The following is a 17,600-nucleotide window of genomic DNA, read 5'->3' on the forward strand; positions in this document are numbered from 1 at the left end:
GGTGAGTGCCTCGTCTCCGCGAATCGGCCCTGCTGTCTTCCGTGGCTGATGTAGAGGTGCCTCACGGGGATGGGTTCTCGATTGGCCCCAACTCCCCGGTGCTTACTGCACCGATAAACTCTGACCAGGACTGAACAGTGCAGATGATGATTGCTTGGGATAGATCCTTCGAGTCACGTATGCGTGTCTTTCCGCGTTGGGGGGGGGGGTACGTATTTCCAGGCAGCCGTTGGTTTCTCCGCTGTAGCTGCTCTTGTGCCAGCGGAAGGGGGCGGCCTCGTTCACGGTGATTCCTCTCCAGGGGGTGTGGTTGATGCGGCGCCGAGGGCAACGTGGGCCTCACGCAGTACGGTGTGGCAGCGGGCGGCGCGCGGGTGTCCGGAGCCCAGTGTGCGGACGTATCCGTCATAGGCCGCAGCCGCCACGGCGACTGCCTCACGGGCGCGGCCGGAAGCGGTGAGGAGAGCCGCGAGGTCCGTGCTGGCGGACAGCGTATGAGAATGCTCAGTTCCGAGCATCTTGCCGCGGGCGGCGATGACGTCGCGCAGCGCGGCTTCCGCTTCGTCCCAGCGGCCCAGCCGGGCCAGGACGGTGGCGTGGAGGTGCTGCGCGGCGAGTGTGCGCGGATGATGCGAGCCGAAGGCGGCAGCGCTGTCCATGACCGTACGGCTGGCAAGTGGCTCCGCCCGCTCCCACTGTTCGTTACCGGCCACGGCCCATGCGTGGGCGATGCGGCTCAGAACGGTCTTCTGATGGCCGACCCCGAGGACGGACTCGCAGCGTTCTAGCGTCGTTCGTGCCAGCGACTCTGCTTCTTCCCAGCGCCCTTGTTCTCCGACGGCTTCCGCGAGGCGGCCGAGGGTATCGAGCGTGTCCGGGTGGTCGGTCCCGAGTATGTGTTCTCGTCCGCTCAGTGTGTGGCGCAGCACCTGCTCGTCCTCGGCCCAGCGGCCGAGGCCGTAGAGCGCGAGCCCCAGCGCATGGGCGCTGTCGAGGGTGCGTGGGTCGTCGATCCCGAGCAGCCGCTCCCGGGCTGCGACCACCTGGCGGAGCAGCTCCTCGGCTGTCGTGAAGCGGCCGGTTCCGGTGTGGGCACGAGCCGCTTCGTAGGCACCATCGATCGAGTCGGGGTGTTCGGCTCCGAGTGACTCGGTGGTGAACCGCGCGGCTGCCTCGGCCAGTTCGAGGGCTGCGGTGAACTGGCCGCGCTCGTACTGCAGAGCCCGCAGACGACGTACGAGCTTGAGCGGGCCTGCGGCGATGCGGGGGTCGCCCGCGGCTGCCCGGCGCAGCAGCGCGGTCGCGTGTGGCGTGAAGAGCCGTAGGTCCTGGTCATCGGGGGCGTCGGAGAGTGCCGTGTCCAGCAGCGCGATGGCGGAGTGCAGCAAGGGGGCATGGTCGGTGTCGGGCACTCGCGCGGCCACCGTGTCCAGCAGCAGTCCATGTGTCTGCAGGCTGAGCACCGGCCGCCTGCCTCGATCGCCAGGCGCGTCCAGCAGACTGACCAGCGATGTCGAGATCAGCCCCTGGAGTGCTCGGTCGGCCCGAGCGCCGGTGAGGGGAGGATCGAGCTGGGATAGGCGGGTGGCATCCAGCCTGGCAGGAGTGAGCAGGCTCAGCGGTAAGGGCGCAGGCATGGGGGCGAAGCACGAGAGCAGCCGGAGCAGGGTGAGGGCCTCCGGCAGGTCCTGACGAGCCAGAGCGTCGAGCGATAGCTGCCAGGTGCTGCTGAATCGGGTGCGCGTATGGCTCTCGGTGGCGTCGGAGCCTTGGTCGAGCAGTTCGCTGGGGTCTTCGGGGAGCCGTTCGATGTAGTCGTTCACGGTCCATCTCTCCAGCAGTTGGCGGCGCAGGTGGTTTCCGGCCAGCAGGAGCGCCAGCGGGTGGCGGTCCAACCGCTGTGCCAGTCGTTCGAAGTCCTGTGGCTCGCCGGCATCGGGTGCGAGGTCGAGCAGCACCTGGGCGGCCGCGGCGAGCGGCAGGACACCCACCGGGTGACATTGTGTGCCGTGCCATACCGGTGAAGTGGTGTCGCGGGTGGTCACGAGCACTGTGCCGCGCGTGCTGTGGCGTAGCCAGCCGCCTTCCTGCAGTAGCCGAGGCTCGTCAGCGTTGTCGAACACGAGAAGCCACCGCTCGGTGGACCGTGACAGGTACTCCCAGGCCAGGTCGGCCGCGGGGCGCCGGCCGGAGTGGGCGGCTTCCAGTTCGTCCGGCGTCGCGCCGCGGTCGGCTGCGACTCCGATCATGTAGGAGCGCAAGGAGGCTGCGGACGAGGCGTCGATCCAGAAGCCGACGGCATCTCCGTTGTCCACCACCTCTGCGAACACATAACGGGCCAGGGCAGTCTTTCCGCAGCCTGCCATACCGTGCAGGACGTGGGTTCCTCCTTCACCGCTCGCCACGGAAACGAACAATGTGTCGCGGAGTTCCGCCCGGTCACGCAGCGCGGAAACCAGAGGTGCCGCCAGCGGGACTCGTACCGAATGCGTACCGGACCCAGCCAGTCGCCTGCGGCCGGTCCTGCATAGTGATGGTGGTGTTCGGTGACGTGCTGATCCCGTCCGGACTGAAACGCGCGGCCCTCTCCGGATACGGAGGCATCAAAGGACCGCGGACGTGGCTCCGCGCTCATCGCTCGGTGATGTGCTGGTCGCGCCCGGCTTGATAGATCCGCCCGTGGCCGGTTGCGTGCGCCGACTGCCGCACGGTGCCGATCAGTGACTGCTCGCCGGCCGACAGCCGTCCGTGGGCTTCCCGGAGTAGCTGATCCAGTTCCTGGGCTACCTCCGGCTGGGCAGCCAACAGCCGACGCAGTCGTCCGTTCCACTCGGCGGCCAGGGCTTCCTCGGCATCCGCATCGGCCTGCTCGCGGGCAAGGACGATATCGGCACGGGTGTCGTCCAGCGCGGCCTCGACCTCGTCGGCACGGGCTGGGAAGACGCGCCGCCACAGCGTCACCACGCCATCCCGCGTAGACCGCCATGCTTCGGTGGCCATCAGAGCGACGACGGTCGTCCCGGCGGTCTGCGCGAGCTGCGCCAATTGCGGATCCATCAACCCCATACCTCCGATCGGCCGCCGCCCCGAACGGGCGTAACCCCGAATTGTAGATCCCGACCCCCATCTCCCCTGCCGGGCCGGCGAGTTTGGTGCGACGTCAGCCGCGCTGGATTTCGCCGGTGCAGTCAGTGATGAACGGAGCCGACCGAAGCATCGGTTGATCTACCGTGGAGCCACAAGTGCCCACATTGGCACAGGGGGCGTCGACCGAGGATGAGATGGGGACGTGTGGTGTCGACCAAGTTCGTTGACCGCGTGGAGAACATGGCCGAGCTGCGCTCGCTGGTATCAGCAGTGGCAGAGAGGCGAGGCGGCCAGGCGATCGCCTTCGACGGCGTCTCAGGGATGGGGAAGTCCGCCCTTCTGAAGGAGTTCACACAGGAAGTCGCCGCCATGCCGGAGTTGGTGGCATGTCGAGTCGTGTCGACGCAGTGTCATCCGCGGATCGGGTCGGGGCTGATGTACGGCCCGGTCGTCGACCTTCTCCTCAAACTGGGCCAAGAGGTCAAGCAGCCCAGCGTCCTCCGGCGGATGCTGAGCCTCACCGGACGTGGCGTGGTTCGCTCCGCCCCGGAAGTGCTCTCCGCGATCGTGCCCGGCCTGGGCGCGCTGTTCACCATGGGCAGGGAAGTCACCGAAGCGTCGCTCGCCTCAGGATCCATGCCCTTCGACAGCCTCCTGCCCTTCCAGCAGGGAGCCGCGGTGCGTATCGTCGATGGACTTCTCGACCTGCTCCAGCAGGGGCCACCCACCATCCTGGTGATCGACGATTTTCAGCACAGCGATCCCAGCAGCCTGCTCGTACTCGACCACCTGCTGCGCAGACTTCCCGGCGCGCAGGTCGGAGTCGTGCTGAGCCACACGACCGACGGCACTCACGGGGACGGCCCGGGTGCCATGGTGGAGGAACTGCTGCACCGCTGGGCGTCCGAAGGATTGCTGCAGCGGCGAGCACTCACCGGGCTACCCGAGGACGCGGTGGCCGAACTGGTCGAGCACCGGTACCCGGATGCGCCACCAGCACTGTCCCAGCAGCTCAACCAGGTGACCTTGGGGCATCCCATCTTCGTCACCCTCTGCTTGGACGAGTGGCGCCCCGACGACGGAGCACGTGTCGCGCTGCCGGCCAGCCTCTCGCGCGTGGTGGAGGGCCGCCTGCGACTGCTCGCCGAGCAGGACCGCGAGCTACTTGCCATCGGCGCCGCCCAAGGAGCGACGTTCCTGTCGCGTACCGTCGCCGCAGTCAAGGGCGCACCACACGACGAGGTGATGGAACGGCTGCGGCGCATCGCAACAGACCATCGGCTGATCGTTCCTGAGACGCTTCCCCGGTGGGCCCGGCTGGAGGCATCCGACTGCTATCGCTTCGAGCACCGCGCCTTGTGGGGCGTGGTCTATGCGCAGCAGAGCGCCGAGCAGATGCGGTCGCGACATGCCCGCATCGCAGCCGCGCTCACCCTCGGTGGAGCACAGGACTCGCCGCTGGAGCGGCGACTGGAAATTGCACACCACCTTCGGCACGGTGGTCCCGGGTGCCTGTCGGAATCGGCCCACGCTCACTACGCGCTGGCCCGTGATGCCGCGATGGAAGGCCTGTCGTTCACCGAGGCTGAGCAGCACTGCGAAGAGGCAATCAACGCAGCCCGGGACCTGCCGCAGGGCGAGGGCAGGGACCAGCGACTGATCCAGGCCATCGAGCTGCTGCTGTCGCTGACCGAGGTGCGCTGGCGAGGGCAGAACCATCCCGCAGGCGGCCCGGATATCGACGCTTTGGCAGCCGAGGCCGAAGCAGCGGCCCTACGCTGCCAGGTACCGGAGCTTATGGTCCGTACCACTTTGCTGCGCGGCAAGACGCTGCTGGCGACGCAAGGGCTCGTCCCCTCACTCACCAAGCTCCGCGACGCCGTGGAGATGGCGGAGCAGCACGGCGACCCGGTAGCGCTCTTCGTGGCTCGCGTCGAATACGGACGGCAGGTCTCCAAGCGCACTCTGGCGGACGGACTGGCCCAGCTGCGGGAGGCCGAGCGGATGTATGCCTCCGACCCGCGCCTCGGCGGCAGCGACGACCCGGTGCTACAGCACGCCCGCAACCTCGGTGAGATGCAACTCGGCATCACCCTCTTCGACAGCGGAAACCTCAGCGAGGCGCTCACCCGGCTCCGCCGCTGCGCCGAGCGGCTGCGTACGGAATCACTACAGGCCGAGCTGCCGATCGCGCTCAACTACCTGGCCCAGGTATGTGCGGGACTCGGGGCGTACCGGGAGGCTAAGGAAGCGCTGCGTGAAGCCCTCGCATTCGAAGAAGGCCGGGGCGGCGACAGCGGATGGCATGCCTACAACGCGGCGCTCCTGGCCCATCTCCTTGTCCAGGAGCCCGACCGTCGCGGCGAAGGCCTTGACCTGATGGAGGAGGCATGGGCGGAGACCGAGCGCACCTGGCTGGCTAACCTCGTGCCGATCGTCCGCAACCTGTATGCCGAGGTGCTGTTCCATACCGCGGAAGCCCCCGGAGAAGCACTGGACCAGGCGCACCGCCTCGCCATCGACACGTGCGCCGAGACCCAGCGCAGCGGCATGATCCGCAGCGAGATCGCCGCCCACTCGCTGTGCAGTCTCATCCTTCAGCGGAAGGACGACGGGGCAGCCGCCCAGGAACATGCCCGGGAAGCACTCCGCATCCTGGACGAGGTCGGAGACATGCCGGCCCTGCGCACGGAGGAAGTGCTGTACCGCGCCGCCGTCGTCCTTCGCGCGCGCGGCGCCCAGGAGGAGGCGGAAGCTCTGCTGGGCAGAGCACGTGCAGTGGTCGCTCGCAAAGCGGACCTGATCACCGACGACGCCATGCGGCGGCGCTTTCTCGCTGATGTTCCCCTCAACCGCTCCATTCAGAACGGCGAGGCGATCGACTGATGTGCGCTGCTCAGCTGCCGTACGGTGTTCGACAGGGGAATGGGAGACTGGTTCTGCCATGCTGACGATCACCAAGGAGTTCCACTTCTCGGCGAGCCATGTCCTGGACCGGCTGCCCAGCTGGCACCCCTGTGCCCGGATGCACGGTCACAACTACATCGTGGTGCTGGAACTCTCCGCCCGTCGCGAGGATCTCACCGAGGTGGGCTTCGTCCGGGACTACCGGGAACTGGATGCGTTCAAGAAGTGGATGGATGAGACCCTTGATCACCGTCACTTGAATGAGGCAATGGGGGGGGGTGCCTCCCCATCGGCAGAAAATCTGGCCGTTTGGATCTTCGATCTCTGGACCGGCCAGCTTCCCGAACTCACCGCGGTAAAGGTCTCCGAAACTCCCAAGACATGGGCTGAGTACCGACCGGACTGAGCGGCCACGCTGCCTGGCGAGCTGAGACGTGACGGCGGGAGGTGGAACGGCGTTGACGCAGGTCAGAGCGGATGGCAGCGATGGAAGCGGCAGGACCAATGACATGACCGCGCTCCGGCCCTGGGCGCCCTCAACTCATTTGTCCGGAACCGACAATGTGTCTGAGACGCGGGGCAGTAAGCCACTGTCAGGCAGGATTGAGAAACAGGCCGCTGTCAGGGGAGCGCAAGGGGAGCGCAGACGCCTTTGGACGGTGCAACACAGGAGGCGAACAGCGGGACCGCGACATGTGCTCTGATCTGGGAAAACGGGACCTGGTACAACCACTCAGCACAACCCGGCATGATCCCTATCGGCCTCGTAATGCGTAGGTCTCGGGTTCGAATCCCGAAGGCGGCTCACTTGAAACCCCAGGTCGGAAGGCATTCCGACCTGGGGTTTTGTCGTTCAGCGGGTGCGGCGACGGCGGTGGGAGCGGGCCGCCCGGCTCTCGGTTCTGGTCTCAGTGGGCCCGAAGCCGGGATCGGCGGCGGCCCGCTTCTCCTCTTGCCCGTGGTCGGCCAGCCCTTGGGGACATGGTTCGTCGCTGCTGTAGAGGCGACTGAGACAGTGCAGCCACTCGGTGGAGGTCATCCGCTGCTCCTCCGCCCGCCTCTGGGGTGTCGGCGTGCCTGAGGACGGTCTGTGCGAGCAAGTCCCCTTCGATCACGGCATCGTTGAGGTAGTCCAAGCTGGTCCGGTAGGCGGGGAGCGCTCCGAGGCCGGTTGCCGCGTCGAGCTGCGCGCACAGGTGCGCGAAGTCCGCCATTCGCAGGTCGGTAGGGGTCTCCGCCTCGGCAGCGCGGACCGTGACCGTGAGATCGAGCAAGGACCCGAGGACCACGGGCAGGGCCTCTGCGTACTCCGCCCACAGTTCCGCGTCGGTGCGCCGGACCTTGGGCCTCTCCAGCCACAGGGGCAGGAGTCGTTCCGCGAGGTCGGGCCGGACCCGGCGGCGAGGAACACACGTCAAACGAGTTTGCTTCCCGCAGCCGGCTTCCCAGTGCCCTGAAGACCTGCACGACTCACGTCTGCGGCACAGGAGCGGCGCGGCTGCGGGGGCAGATTTGCACGGAGGCCGCTGCGTTGCAGTGAGCGATGGCCTGGTGGTGGTTAATCTCCCCTGATATTCAGAACGTCAACTGTGTTGCCACGGTCGGAGTTCCCGGCATCGTGATCGGAGACGTCGATCAGTAGACGAAAAAGCCATACCAGGCGTAGTGATCTGTAAACCCCAAGGGCGATCAGGGTTTCGACTACCCACCCTGGCCACCCGAGTGTGCTTTTAGTATCGACGAGCATTACCCCCAAGCAGCCACCGGAAACGGTAAGCATAGAGGTGAGAAGTCCAACCCAATTGCTCCGCAAGTGGTGGCCGTAAAGCTCCCTGAGGAGTGCCATCCTTCTGCCTGAACTCGTGGCATATTGACTGATCGCTGCTGTGCCGAACCCGCCAACGATGGCGGCCACGGACGCCACCGTGGCGTAAATGTTCATTCGTTGATCTTCGGAGTGTTGGGCGAGAACGTGATGTCGTTGCCATGCCGCCAGAGCCAGCGTCGTGAGCCCTGCCAGTACGTAGTCGACCGCGGGATGATGACTCCAGCGATTGAGTAGTCGAGCCCACAGCGATTGCGCCAGTCTCATGGCAGCCCCCTTCAGCCATGTATGAGGCTAGGGCATGGCACTGACAGCGCCCCTCAGGTCATGCTCATGCTCGGAGGCGGCCTGCAGTACAGCCTGTACAGCGGCTTCGTACCAGGGGCCGGCGGTGCTGGAGCTGCGCGGCAAAGTGACTTGTTTCTGAGCCGTGATGTGGTCATTCACAAAGTTAATTTTGTCCTCAATGATGCTTCCGTCCGAGGCGGATAGCATCACCTCGGCTATAGCTCGGTCTACGGCTCCGTGAGGCCCTACTAGGCTACCGAAATCGGATAGGAATTCACGCACGTTGGTGTGTAGCCGTCGTTCTCCGCGCGCCCTTGCTGCGCTCCGAGCCAGTCCTCTACCCTTCGGGATCTTTATTGTCAGAGTGATCAAAGCGTCAGGATTCTGTTTGTGGGACCGCCTGGCGAAGTCCGCCAACCCTTCAATTGCATCCGGAAACATGGTGGGACCGGGGCGGAGTCGCATCTCGAAGAGGTTTACGGACTCGGCCTTTTCCAGTTTCTCCCATGCGCTCTTGCCGACGAGGGGAATTACGGAAAGGTCCTCCTGGATTCCGGTGCTCGCTGCGTTGAGCCATCGTTGAAGAGCAGTTGGGCGTGGAGCAGATTGGCTTCCCTGAAGCATTCCGATCACGTTCCCATAGGGAAGGAAACAGATGATCGTGGTGTCTACCACACTGCGATTTCCGTCTAGCCGCAGGGAATCAATGCTCTGTCGATCCCAGTCGATCTGCTGCAGATCGCCGTCCCGTAGACGGGCGAGTACAAGATGTTTCGCATCGTTCAGTTCGATTGGCTCCCCGACATACACATCATCGCCGTGCGCCATCCTTCGGCGTTCGAGCGGGAGATGGTCGAGATTTGTCAGCACCTTGGACCAATCAAGGTGGTCGAACCGAAGGCTCCCTGCCTCCTTTGCCCTAACTACCTCGTAGAAGGCGACTGTCTTCCTGCGCTCTCCACCCAAGGCGTGACCCCCACGCTTGTCGGCCCACGTGCGGCTGCACATCTGTCGCTGTCAGTATGCGTATATGGACGCTGAGGAAGCAGCCGTTTGGACAGTTCCTTCCGGATCGAAGCCGGTGTGGGGATGCTCGCGCCGGCGTTCAGCGGCTGGCGAGGAGTCGGCCGAGCTGAACGGGATCATGTGGAGACCAGGCCGCCGTGTTTGTCCTCGGGGTAGGCGCTCGCGTGCTGGGTGCTGCCCTCCTGGCGCGGCTTCGTAGTCGTGCTCCAGTCGAGGTGGGACCGTCAGCTTCGGGGCAACGGCCACTCTAGAGTGAGTCGTTGGGCGGGCGGCTGGTGCAAATGGGGGACTGCTCGCGTGGACCTCTCGGTCAGGGGGGTAGGGGCGAAAACGAACTGAGAGGGGTAATGAACTGAGAGGGGTCAGGGGCTTATGAGGATGGAACTTCCGCCGGAGCCGGTGAACTTCGTCAATCGCCACGACGAACGGCAGCGGGCTCTCCAGGCGGTGGACGGATGGCGGGGGCGCTCCCGGCCGCTGGTGCTGTCGCTGAGTGGGCCGGCCGGTTTGGGGAAGACGGAGTTGGCCCGTCTGATCGCCCGGACTGTGCTCGATCGCTTCCGTGATGGCGTGCTGTCGGTCGACCTCGACGATTTTCGGGTGGATGGCGTTCTGGATCCCGGTGACGTGCTGGCGCAGCTGCTGGGGTCCCTCGGGGTGGAGCCGGAGCTGGTGGAGGCCCAGTTCAAGGCGCGGTGTCGGCAGTATTGGAACAAGACCTCCGGTGCCAAGCTGGTTCTCATCGTGGACAACGCGAGATACGCGTCGGAAGTGGTCCCTCTGCTTCCGGCGTCGGGTCAGAGCGTGGTGATCGTCGCGAGCCACGGTCCGCTCTATGACCTGGAAGACGGGGCGGCCGTCGATCTGTCGCTTCCGCCGCTGGAGGAGCTGGCGGCGACGGAACTGCTGGGACTGATCGTCCGCGACCACCGGCTGGCCGCCGACCCGGAGGCGGTGCGGGCGCTGGTGCGGCTGTGCGACGGCCTGCCGGCGGCTCTGCACGTCGCGGGCCGATGGGTGCGTGCGCACCGGCTGCGGCCGCTGTCCCGCCTGATCCCGGCACTCCAGGGCGAGTGGGAGGAAAAGGGGGTGCCCGGCGTCGAGCGGATCTGGGACACGGTGTACAGCGGTCTGCCCCGTCACGCAGGTCTGCTCTACCGGCTGCTGCCCCACCATCCCGGGGCGACATTCACCCCGGAGTCCGCCGCCGCGCTGCTGGGGCTGGGGCAGGAGGTCTGTGAGGAAGCCCTTGAGGAGCTGCATAGAGCCGGCTTATTGGACCTGCGCGACGTTCTTGAGGTTTCCGGGGTGGAGGCAACCGGCCGGATGAGGCTGCCGGGACCGCTGCGGGCGCACGCCCTGCGTCGATCACGCCGCGACGCCGTGAACGGTGAGGACGCCGCGAACGGTGAGGGCAGTGAGGGTGGTGTGGGCGGTGAGGTGGCCGCGGCGCAGACGCGGGTTCTGCGCTGGTACGTCCGTCAGGCCCAACAGGCCGACCGGTTCTCCGCCGGTGCGCGGCTCATCGTCGCGGATGTCTTCGACCCCGTTCCCGGTGCACCGGACGTTCCGCTGGAAGATCCAGAGGACGCCGCGGACGACGGAGCCCGGGCCGAGCGCGCCGAACGTGCCTCCCGCTGGCTCCACCAGGAACGCCATGCGTTGTTCGAGTGCGTGCGTCTGGCCTACGAGCGCGGGCTGGACGCGGAGGTCGTGGCCCTGTCCGAGCCGGTGTGGACGTATGCGTTGGACCATCCCCACCAGTCCGACGTCGCGAAGGTCTTCCGGCTCGCCGTGGCTGCCGCGGTCCGGGACGGGCGGCACGCGGCGTGGCTGGTGCGTATGCGCTGCCAACTCGCCCGTCCCCTATGGGAGTCGGGAGAACTGGACGACGCGGCGTCCGAGCTCGCGGCTGCCGATGCCGCCGTTGGGCTGCTGGGGGACAGCAAGCGCGACGGCAAGCTCCGCGCCTCGGTGATCGAGTCCTGGGGCATGCTCGACGGTGCACGTGGCGAGTGGGCTGCCGCCGCAGACGCCTTCGCCCGGTCTCGCGAGCTGCACGTGGCGATCTCCAACCCCTACGGTGTCATGCTCCAGACCTATCGGACGGGCGAAGCCAGGGCGGAACTGGGCGAGCTGGAGACGGCACACCGACTGCTGTCCGAAGCGCACGCGGCCGCCATGACGCTGAAACGGGAGAGGATGACCGGACGTACGGCCTTCGCACTCGCCGGAGTCCTTCACCGCCTCGGCCGTCCTGACGAGGCCCGACAGCTGTACGAGCAGTCGCTGCAGGGTGCTCGTAAGCGGCGTTCCGGATTTGATCAGGCACGTATCCACGACGCGATGGAGCGACTGGAGGAGGCGGAAGGGCGCAGCCTGGAGGCCGAGGGACACCGTGCGGCCGCACACGACATCCGACGGCGAAACGGCCTGGCCTGACCCGATCCAGAGCCGAACCGGATCCGGGGGCGAACTGGACCCAGCGCTGAACCGGACCCAGGGCCTGACGGGCCCACGGAGATCCGGGGCGGACCCTAGGGCCGGCGGACTCTAGGGCCTGGCGGGCCCTAGATCGGCTGCCCGGCTTCGTCGTCCGTGGCCGGGCGGAGCAGGATGCGGAAAGCCCGTTGCCCGATGTGGCAGGTCAGCCAGGTCGGTGCGGCGGGCTTTGCCCGGTGAGTGATCAGCCAGGCGTGCACGGCCGATATGGCGGCAGCCGGGTCGATGCGGGCGATGCGGCCGCCTTCGGGCCATGGCTCAACCTGAACGGTGTAGGGCTGCGCGTGGCCGCGGACGTCGAGCAGGCACAGCCCGGAGGGCCGTACCGCCGCGGCCGCGCGGCAGCCCGGATACTCGGACAGGACGTGCTGCGTCCAGCCGCCCGAAGACCAGGTCAGGTCCGACGAGGCGCAGAATGCGGAGGGCGCGGAGGGCGCGGAGGGCGCGGAGGGCGCGGAGGGCGCGGAGGGCGCGGAGGGCGCGGAGGGCGCGGAGGGCGCGGAGGGAACGGAGGGAACGGAGGGCGCGGACTGCGGGCGTCGGTACAGGAGGCCGGCGGACCGGGTGAGTTGTTCGGTCGCGGCGCCGTGTTCCACGGCCAGGTGGTGGCCGGGCAGGCCCATGCCGGCAGGACGGCGTACGATCCCGGCTCCCTCCGTGGTGACCTCGGCGTGTACGTCGAATGCCGTGGCCACGCGGGCAGCGGCGGTGGGGACGGGCAGGAGCCGTACCGGAGTGCTGAGGGCCGGCGGGGTGAGGCCGACAAGGTCGTACAGTTCCGTGCGCAGCCGGCTCAGGGCGCTGCCCTGGTACGCGAAGGCAGCCTGAGCGGCGGCGAGTCCGGGTCCCGGCCGGTACGCCCGCAAGGCATCCTCTATCCCTTCGGCGGGCCCCAACTTCGGTACCTGGCGGAGGAGTATGTCCATCGGGCTGCCCGGTATCAGTTCCGTGCAGCCCGGCCGGGGGCCTTCTGCGTCTCGGCTCACGCTGACGAGGGGGCGGTCCTGAGCGGCGGCGTAATACAGCGCCGTCGATCCGTGGTCGGTGACCAGGGCGTCGGCGGCGATCAGGGCGGAGGCCCACTCCTCGTGCGGGTTCACGAGGATCATCCCCGCATCGAGCGCCGGCGCCAGCCGCTCGGTCAGCTCATACGTACCGAGCGAGCTCCACTCGTTGGGATGGAGGATGAGCGCCAACTGGTATTCGTCATGGGGGAGATGGGCTGCCAGCTGGGCAGGAAGCTCGGGTCGCTGCCGGATGAGGGACTCGGGTCCCCACGTCGAGGCGAGGACGAGGAGCTTTCGGGGGCCGGTGCCCAGCGCGGCTCGGTAGCGGTCGCGGAGCGGATACGAGGCGAGGATGCGCTCCAGAGTGGGGTCTCCGATGACCTTCGTCTTCCGGGCGGCCTCGGGGGCCACGGCGGCGAGGCGGGCCACGTGATCGGGGTGGGCCACCGCGTGCAGTGCAAGGGGCGCGGCATCGTCTGCCCGGAGCAGATACGCGGGGTCGAGGCCGGACGCAGAGTCGACCGAACCTTCCTCAGGGATCGACTTGTTGAAACCTGCGCCGTGCGGGAGCAGTACGTGTTTGCCACGAAGCGACCTCACGTCGCCCTTGGGGCTGGCGGCGACAACCAGGTCGTACGTGCGATCGCGGGCTTCGCTCCAGGGGACCGTCCGGCCTCCGACGACATCGATGGCGGACAGTACGTCGACTCCGAAGTCAGAGCCCGGTACCCACGTGAAGAGACGAGTGATCCGGTCGTCGCCGGAGAAAACCGGGGACACGTCGAGCAGGCGATACAGCGCGACTGCCGACCGAGCAGCGAGAAGCACGGCTCGTCGCTCGTCGCTCGTCGCCCGTCGCCCGTCGCCCGTCGCCCGTCGCCCGTCGCCCGAGTGTTGTTCATCTTAGTGGGGAACGGCTGGTGAGATGTGCTGTTTTCGCAGGTAAGGGCGTTTTTCTCGGCATCCTCCGGCGACATGATCCGATCGTACCGGTCGACGGATGCCGTAACGGGGAGTGATGCGTAACCCACATCGGCAAAAGCCGGTGAAGCCGCTCCGGAGGATCTGGAGGATGGCGGTATGAGTGAATGGGGAATTGCGCTGATCACCGCAGGATCAGCGATCGCGGGCAGCGTCGTCACCGGCTGGTACAGCCGCAGCTCCGGCATCCGCCAGGCCGAAGCGGCACGTCATGCGGGGGACCGGCAAGCAGACGCGCTTGTCGAGTCCGTTCGGCTCACGGTCCAGGCCGAGGCGCGGCAGCGCTCACTCGCCCTGCGACGCCAGACCTACGCGGAGTTCCTTGGTGCCGCGGAAACCAGAATCCTGACCGAGCGGACCGGGAGGGGCACTTCCGACGACGAGGCCCTTCTGCAACGGGCCTTGGGCGGGGTGGCCCTGGAAGGCCCGCCCGAGGTCGCCGCCGCAGCGCACCATCTCGTCGCCTGCCTGCGACGTCATGAATCGCTGGACGATCTCCATCGCGCGAAGCTGGCTTTCGTCTCGGCGGCCCAGGAGTGCCTGGACGACCCGACAGCGACGTGATGAACATGGATCGCGCGGGCCGTTGGGGGCGGAATTGCTGTGGCTGTCGACGCCGACGATGTGCACGTCGAGGCACGCCCAGCTCCTCCACGAGGAGGTCGGCCGAGCGCGGCTTCCCAGGTGAGAGGTGGGCAGGGGAGCGGAGTTGGAGGGATACGTCAGCGGCAGTCCCGGACGGGGGCGTCATGCGTCAGGACGCATGCGGCGCGCCTGCCCCGGTCAGTGCCGTACCGGTCCGTCAGTGCCGCGCGGAAATCCCGCCATTGCCGCCGGGTTTCGGTTACGGCGCCTTCGACCGCGCGCTGGAAGTTTCCGACCGTCCGGCCACGCGCGGTCTTCGGAGAAGTGGCCGCTCCGGTCATCGGATGGATCAGCCCGTTGTCCTTGTTGAGGACATGGTGCCGAATGCGCTTGCGGCAGCCCGGGAGCAGGGAAAAACAGCCTGTGGAGAGATCTGGGGGAATTGCTGATGGGTGCAGGGGGGTGGTGCTGATGAGGTTCAACACCGGTGCGGGTGCCTTGAGGTTCAGACCTGGAGGATTGTCCGTACCGACAGCCCGTGCCGTATCGGTACGGTCCGTCCAATTGCTGTGGGAGTAGAAGTCCTGCGCACCGTGCAGGGCCCGGCCGAAGCCCTCCAGTGCGTTGCACTTGGCCCGTCCGGATATGCCGAGTGTGAATGTGCAGTTCGTGGAGAGGGTGGTCTCCTTTTCGATGACTGCGCCGTCGCTGCCGAATACCGGGTCCACTGTGCTCACTCCCTCGGCGAAGCGGGTTTGCAACTTGCGGACGCAGGATGCCAGTGCGGCATTCGCCTGCTCCCTGCTGTGCGGATAGCCGCTGAGCGCGAGGTAGTCGGCGTTGTCGCAGTGGGCGGCGGGGCTCAGGATTTCATCGGTGTCCGGGGCCCCGACGGCGCCGAACGTGCCGGATTTCCCGGCCAATTGGTCCAGGGAGCGAGGCTCGAAGCAGGTCCCGTCGGAAGGCGCCCCGGCGGGGCAGGCCAGCGCCGCGCGGGTGATCCGCTCGTGCTCGCTCTGCTGCCCGAACCTGTTGATCGTGCCGAATGCCTGGGCCGGCTTCTCCATGGGTACCAGCAGGGATGCCGTCATGGCGGCCACCGCCGCCGGTGTCAGCCGACGGCGCAGAATCCGTGGTCGTAAGGTCGTCATGTTCGTTTGTGCGTGTGCCTTCGTGTGTCTTCGTGTGCCTTCGCGTGCTCCCGGGCATTGAGCCTGGCCGGGGCCCCGGTCGTGGTCTTGGTCGGGTCGTGATCTTGGTCGGTGACTGTAACCCGGATCGGCGAGTCATTCGCCCGGGACGACCAGGCCGTTCTCGTAGGCGAAGACCACGGCCTGGGTACGGTCCCGCAGGGCCAATTTCACCAGGATGCGGCTGACATGTGTTTTCACCGTCTGCTCGGCGATGACCAGGTGACTGGCGAGTTCGGCGTTCGACATTCCCTGGGCGATCAGGCGGAGCACCTCGGTCTCACGCTCGGTGAGATCCGCGATACGCCCGCGTCGTGGTACGCGCGGCGCGCCCCGCCGGGAGAATTCCTCGATCAGCCGCTTGGTGACGGTCGGGGCGAGCAGCGCACCACCCGTGGCAACGGTCCGGACCGCATCGGCGAGTTGATGTGCCGAGCAGTCCTTGAGGAGGAAGCCGTTCGCGCCGACGCGTAGGGCCTCGTAGACGTACTCGTCGCTGTCGAAGGTGGTGAGGATGATGATTTTGACGTCCGGGCGGCTTTCCGTCACCCGGCGGGTGGCTTCGAGGCCATCGAGGACCGGCATCCGGATATCCATCAGGGCGATATCCGGCTGGTGTTCCTCGATCCGCCGGATCGCGTCCTCGCCGTTCACCGCCTCGCCCACCACCTCGATGTCCGGCTGGGCGTTCAGCAGAATGCCGAAGCTTTCCCGGATGAGCTTCTGGTCGTCGGCTATCACTACGCGGATCGACATGCGTCCTCATTCTCACGTCTTCGTGGGGAGCGCGGCCGCCACTTCGTACCAGCCGTCTTCTCGTGGCCCGACCTCTACGGTGCCGCCGAGCGAGGACGCCCGTTCACGCATACCCAGCACCCCGTGTCCCGCGCTCGGCTGACGCTTCACCAGGGAAATGGCTCCCGTCCCCGTGGCACCCGGGCTGTTGGCGACGCGTATTCCGAGCTCGGACCGGTCGTAGGATATCGCCATTTCGACACGGCACCCGGGCGCATGCCGGAGCGCATTGCTCAGTGCCTCCTGCACGATCCGGAATGCCGACAGCTCGACGCGCTGGGGCACCGGCCGGGGCGTACCGGAAACGGACCACTCGATCCGCAGCCCGGCCGAACGGATGTTGGCCACCAGCTCCCCGACGTTCTCCAGGGTGGGCTGGGGTGCGTAACGGCTGTCCGGAACCTGTTCCTCCGACCGGAGCATGCCCAGGATGTGGCGCAGCTCGGAGAGGGCCGAGAGCGCATTCTCCCGGATGCTGGCGAAGCTGTCGCTGAGTTCCGGCGGCGGCTCGGCCACCCTGTAGGGCGCGGCTTCCGCCTGCACGGCGACGACGGACATGTGATGGGCGACCACATCGTGCAGCTCGCGGGCGATGCGGGTGCGCTCCTCCAGCAGCGTCCGGCGGGTGCGCTCCCATTCCGTCAGCTTCTCCTGCTTCCGCAACTTCCGCTGGGCTTCGAGTAGTCCCCGGACGGCCGCGATGACCGCCAGTCCGAACGCCGACAGCAGCTCCAGCGGCAGGAGATCGAGGACGACATCCGGGGGCGACAGCAGGACGATCAGCACCCTGCCGGTGAGCAGGGTGATCGCCCACTGCGCGAGGTATACGCGGGGGGAGAGGCGGCAGGCGACGGTCAGGGTGACGATCAGGTGCCCCAGCAATCCGGGCGCGGTCCACGGCCAGGCGGCCTCGGGCTCCAGCGCACCGTCGATGACGCCCCCGCCGATCGCGTACGGCAACGACGCCGCCAGCGACAGCCACCAGGCGGACCTCGGCCGGAAGAGGGCCAGGACCAGGGCCGGGGCCTGCGCCCAGGCCGTGATCACCGAGAGCGCCTGTGCCGGGCCGGGCCGCTCGGTGCTCATCAGGGTGGCCGCGACGGCCAGGTCCACCGCGACCAGGGCGGCGAGGATCACCGGCAGCAGACGCAGGATCCGCCGCTTGGGGCGGGGCAGTGGGCCCGTCGTCGCGTGGTTTCGGGAAGTCCCGCTGTCACGCGATGTTCCGTCGTCACGCGATGTCCCGCCGTCAGGTGATGTTCCGCTGTCGGGGGAGGTTCCGTTGTCACGGTTGTCGGAGAAGGTTCCGTCGTCACGCGAAGTCGCGCCGTCGCGGAAAGGGGAAAGGTCGCGGCAGAGCGCCCGGGACGCGGCCAGGAGACCGCGCACTGTGGAGGGGCGCCGCCC

13 protein-coding genes and 1 pseudogene are annotated in these 17,600 nt (G+C 67.2%); 4 read left to right on the forward strand and 10 right to left on the reverse strand.

All coding sequences use genetic code 11. The features are described 5' to 3' along the window. Positions 1–102: 102 nt before the first annotated feature. From ACFY12_RS25190 to ACFY12_RS25200, 3 genes are all read right to left on the reverse strand, one after another. Positions 103–285, reverse strand: a complete 183-nt coding sequence (locus ACFY12_RS25190; RefSeq protein ID WP_390718148.1) for a DUF397 domain-containing protein — start codon at positions 283–285, stop codon at positions 103–105. Next, positions 282–2,405: a tetratricopeptide repeat protein gene (locus ACFY12_RS25195; RefSeq protein WP_390718149.1), complete on the reverse strand. Its 2,124-nt coding sequence runs from the start codon at positions 2,403–2,405 to the stop codon at positions 282–284. Before ACFY12_RS25195 ends, ACFY12_RS25190 begins: the two co-directional genes overlap by 4 nt. Positions 2,406–2,631: 226 nt before the next feature. Then, a complete protein-coding gene (locus tag ACFY12_RS25200) occupies positions 2,632–3,066 on the reverse strand; it encodes a hypothetical protein (RefSeq protein WP_390718150.1) in 435 nt (144 codons plus the stop codon). Between the two features lie 225 nt (positions 3,067–3,291). On the opposite strand from ACFY12_RS25200, the gene ACFY12_RS25205 reads away from it, so the two are divergent. After that, positions 3,292–5,973, forward strand: a complete 2,682-nt coding sequence (locus ACFY12_RS25205; RefSeq protein WP_390718151.1) for an AAA family ATPase — start codon at positions 3,292–3,294, stop codon at positions 5,971–5,973. A gap of 58 nt (positions 5,974–6,031) precedes the next feature. Next, a complete protein-coding gene (locus ACFY12_RS25210) occupies positions 6,032–6,400 on the forward strand; it encodes a 6-pyruvoyl tetrahydropterin synthase family protein (RefSeq protein ID WP_390718152.1) in 369 nt (122 codons plus the stop codon). A 398-nt stretch (positions 6,401–6,798) separates the two neighbouring features. Here ACFY12_RS25210 and ACFY12_RS25215 read toward each other — a convergent pair. The 3 genes and pseudogenes from ACFY12_RS25215 to ACFY12_RS25225 form a co-directional block, all read right to left on the reverse strand. Continuing rightward, positions 6,799–7,388, reverse strand: a pseudogene (locus ACFY12_RS25215) (ATP-binding protein); the annotation flags it as partial. Between the two features lie 164 nt (positions 7,389–7,552). After that, positions 7,553–8,086, reverse strand: coding sequence for a hypothetical protein (locus tag ACFY12_RS25220; RefSeq protein WP_390718153.1), 534 nt, complete (start codon positions 8,084–8,086; stop codon positions 7,553–7,555). A 27-nt stretch (positions 8,087–8,113) separates the two neighbouring features. After that, positions 8,114–9,073 (reverse strand): hypothetical protein, encoded by a 960-nt coding sequence (locus tag ACFY12_RS25225; protein ID WP_390718154.1) that lies wholly within the window; start codon positions 9,071–9,073, stop codon positions 8,114–8,116. A 432-nt stretch (positions 9,074–9,505) separates the two neighbouring features. Here ACFY12_RS25225 and ACFY12_RS25230 point away from each other — a divergent pair, with 432 nt between their 5' ends. Next, entirely contained in the window at positions 9,506–11,575 is a 2,070-nt protein-coding gene (locus ACFY12_RS25230) for an AAA family ATPase (protein ID WP_390718155.1), read from the forward strand. A 128-nt stretch (positions 11,576–11,703) separates the two neighbouring features. Here ACFY12_RS25230 and ACFY12_RS25235 read toward each other — a convergent pair whose 3' ends face one another. Beyond that, the gene (locus tag ACFY12_RS25235; protein ID WP_390718156.1) at positions 11,704–13,470 is read right to left on the reverse strand and encodes a translation initiation factor 2; all 1,767 of its coding nucleotides are present in this window, start codon (positions 13,468–13,470) and stop codon (positions 11,704–11,706) included. Positions 13,471–13,722: 252 nt separating this feature from the next. Here ACFY12_RS25235 and ACFY12_RS25240 point away from each other — a divergent pair, with 252 nt between their 5' ends. Continuing rightward, positions 13,723–14,187 (forward strand): hypothetical protein, encoded by a 465-nt coding sequence (locus tag ACFY12_RS25240; RefSeq protein WP_390718157.1) that lies wholly within the window; start codon positions 13,723–13,725, stop codon positions 14,185–14,187. Between the two features lie 158 nt (positions 14,188–14,345). Here ACFY12_RS25240 and ACFY12_RS25245 read toward each other — a convergent pair whose 3' ends face one another. The 3 genes from ACFY12_RS25245 to ACFY12_RS25255 all read right to left on the reverse strand — a co-directional run bounded on the left by ACFY12_RS25245 (position 14,346) and on the right by ACFY12_RS25255 (position 17,330). Further along, a complete protein-coding gene (locus ACFY12_RS25245) occupies positions 14,346–15,299 on the reverse strand; it encodes a CinY protein (RefSeq protein ID WP_390718158.1) in 954 nt (317 codons plus the stop codon). Between the two features lie 195 nt (positions 15,300–15,494). Beyond that, positions 15,495–16,154, reverse strand: a complete 660-nt coding sequence (locus ACFY12_RS25250; protein ID WP_390718159.1) for a response regulator — start codon at positions 16,152–16,154, stop codon at positions 15,495–15,497. Between the two features lie 12 nt (positions 16,155–16,166). Then, positions 16,167–17,330 carry a sensor histidine kinase gene (locus ACFY12_RS25255; RefSeq protein ID WP_390718160.1) on the reverse strand — a complete coding sequence of 388 codons (1,164 nt, stop codon included), beginning with the start codon at positions 17,328–17,330 and terminating at the stop codon, positions 16,167–16,169. Positions 17,331–17,600 lie beyond the last annotated feature (270 nt).

The sequence above is a fragment of the Streptomyces sp. NPDC001339 genome (genome assembly GCF_042895955.1).
In the GTDB taxonomy this organism is placed as follows: Bacteria; Actinomycetota; Actinomycetes; order Streptomycetales; family Streptomycetaceae; genus Streptomyces.

Bases quoted from the DNA above. Each gene is read 5' to 3' on its own strand.
- ACFY12_RS25250 (WP_390718159.1), bottom strand. From the start codon at position 16,154: ATGTCGATCCGCGTAGTGATAGCCGACGACCAGAAGCTCATCCGGGAA.
- ACFY12_RS25210 (WP_390718152.1), top strand. From the start codon at position 6,032: ATGCTGACGATCACCAAGGAGTTCCACTTCTCGGCGAGCCATGTCCTG.
- ACFY12_RS25200 (WP_390718150.1), bottom strand. From the start codon at position 3,066: ATGGGGTTGATGGATCCGCAATTGGCGCAGCTCGCGCAGACCGCCGGG.
- ACFY12_RS25240 (WP_390718157.1), top strand. From the start codon at position 13,723: ATGAGTGAATGGGGAATTGCGCTGATCACCGCAGGATCAGCGATCGCG.
- ACFY12_RS25245 (WP_390718158.1), bottom strand. From the start codon at position 15,299: ATGACGGCATCCCTGCTGGTACCCATGGAGAAGCCGGCCCAGGCATTC.
- ACFY12_RS25230 (WP_390718155.1), top strand. From the start codon at position 9,506: ATGAGGATGGAACTTCCGCCGGAGCCGGTGAACTTCGTCAATCGCCAC.
- ACFY12_RS25220 (WP_390718153.1), bottom strand. From the start codon at position 8,086: ATGAGACTGGCGCAATCGCTGTGGGCTCGACTACTCAATCGCTGGAGT.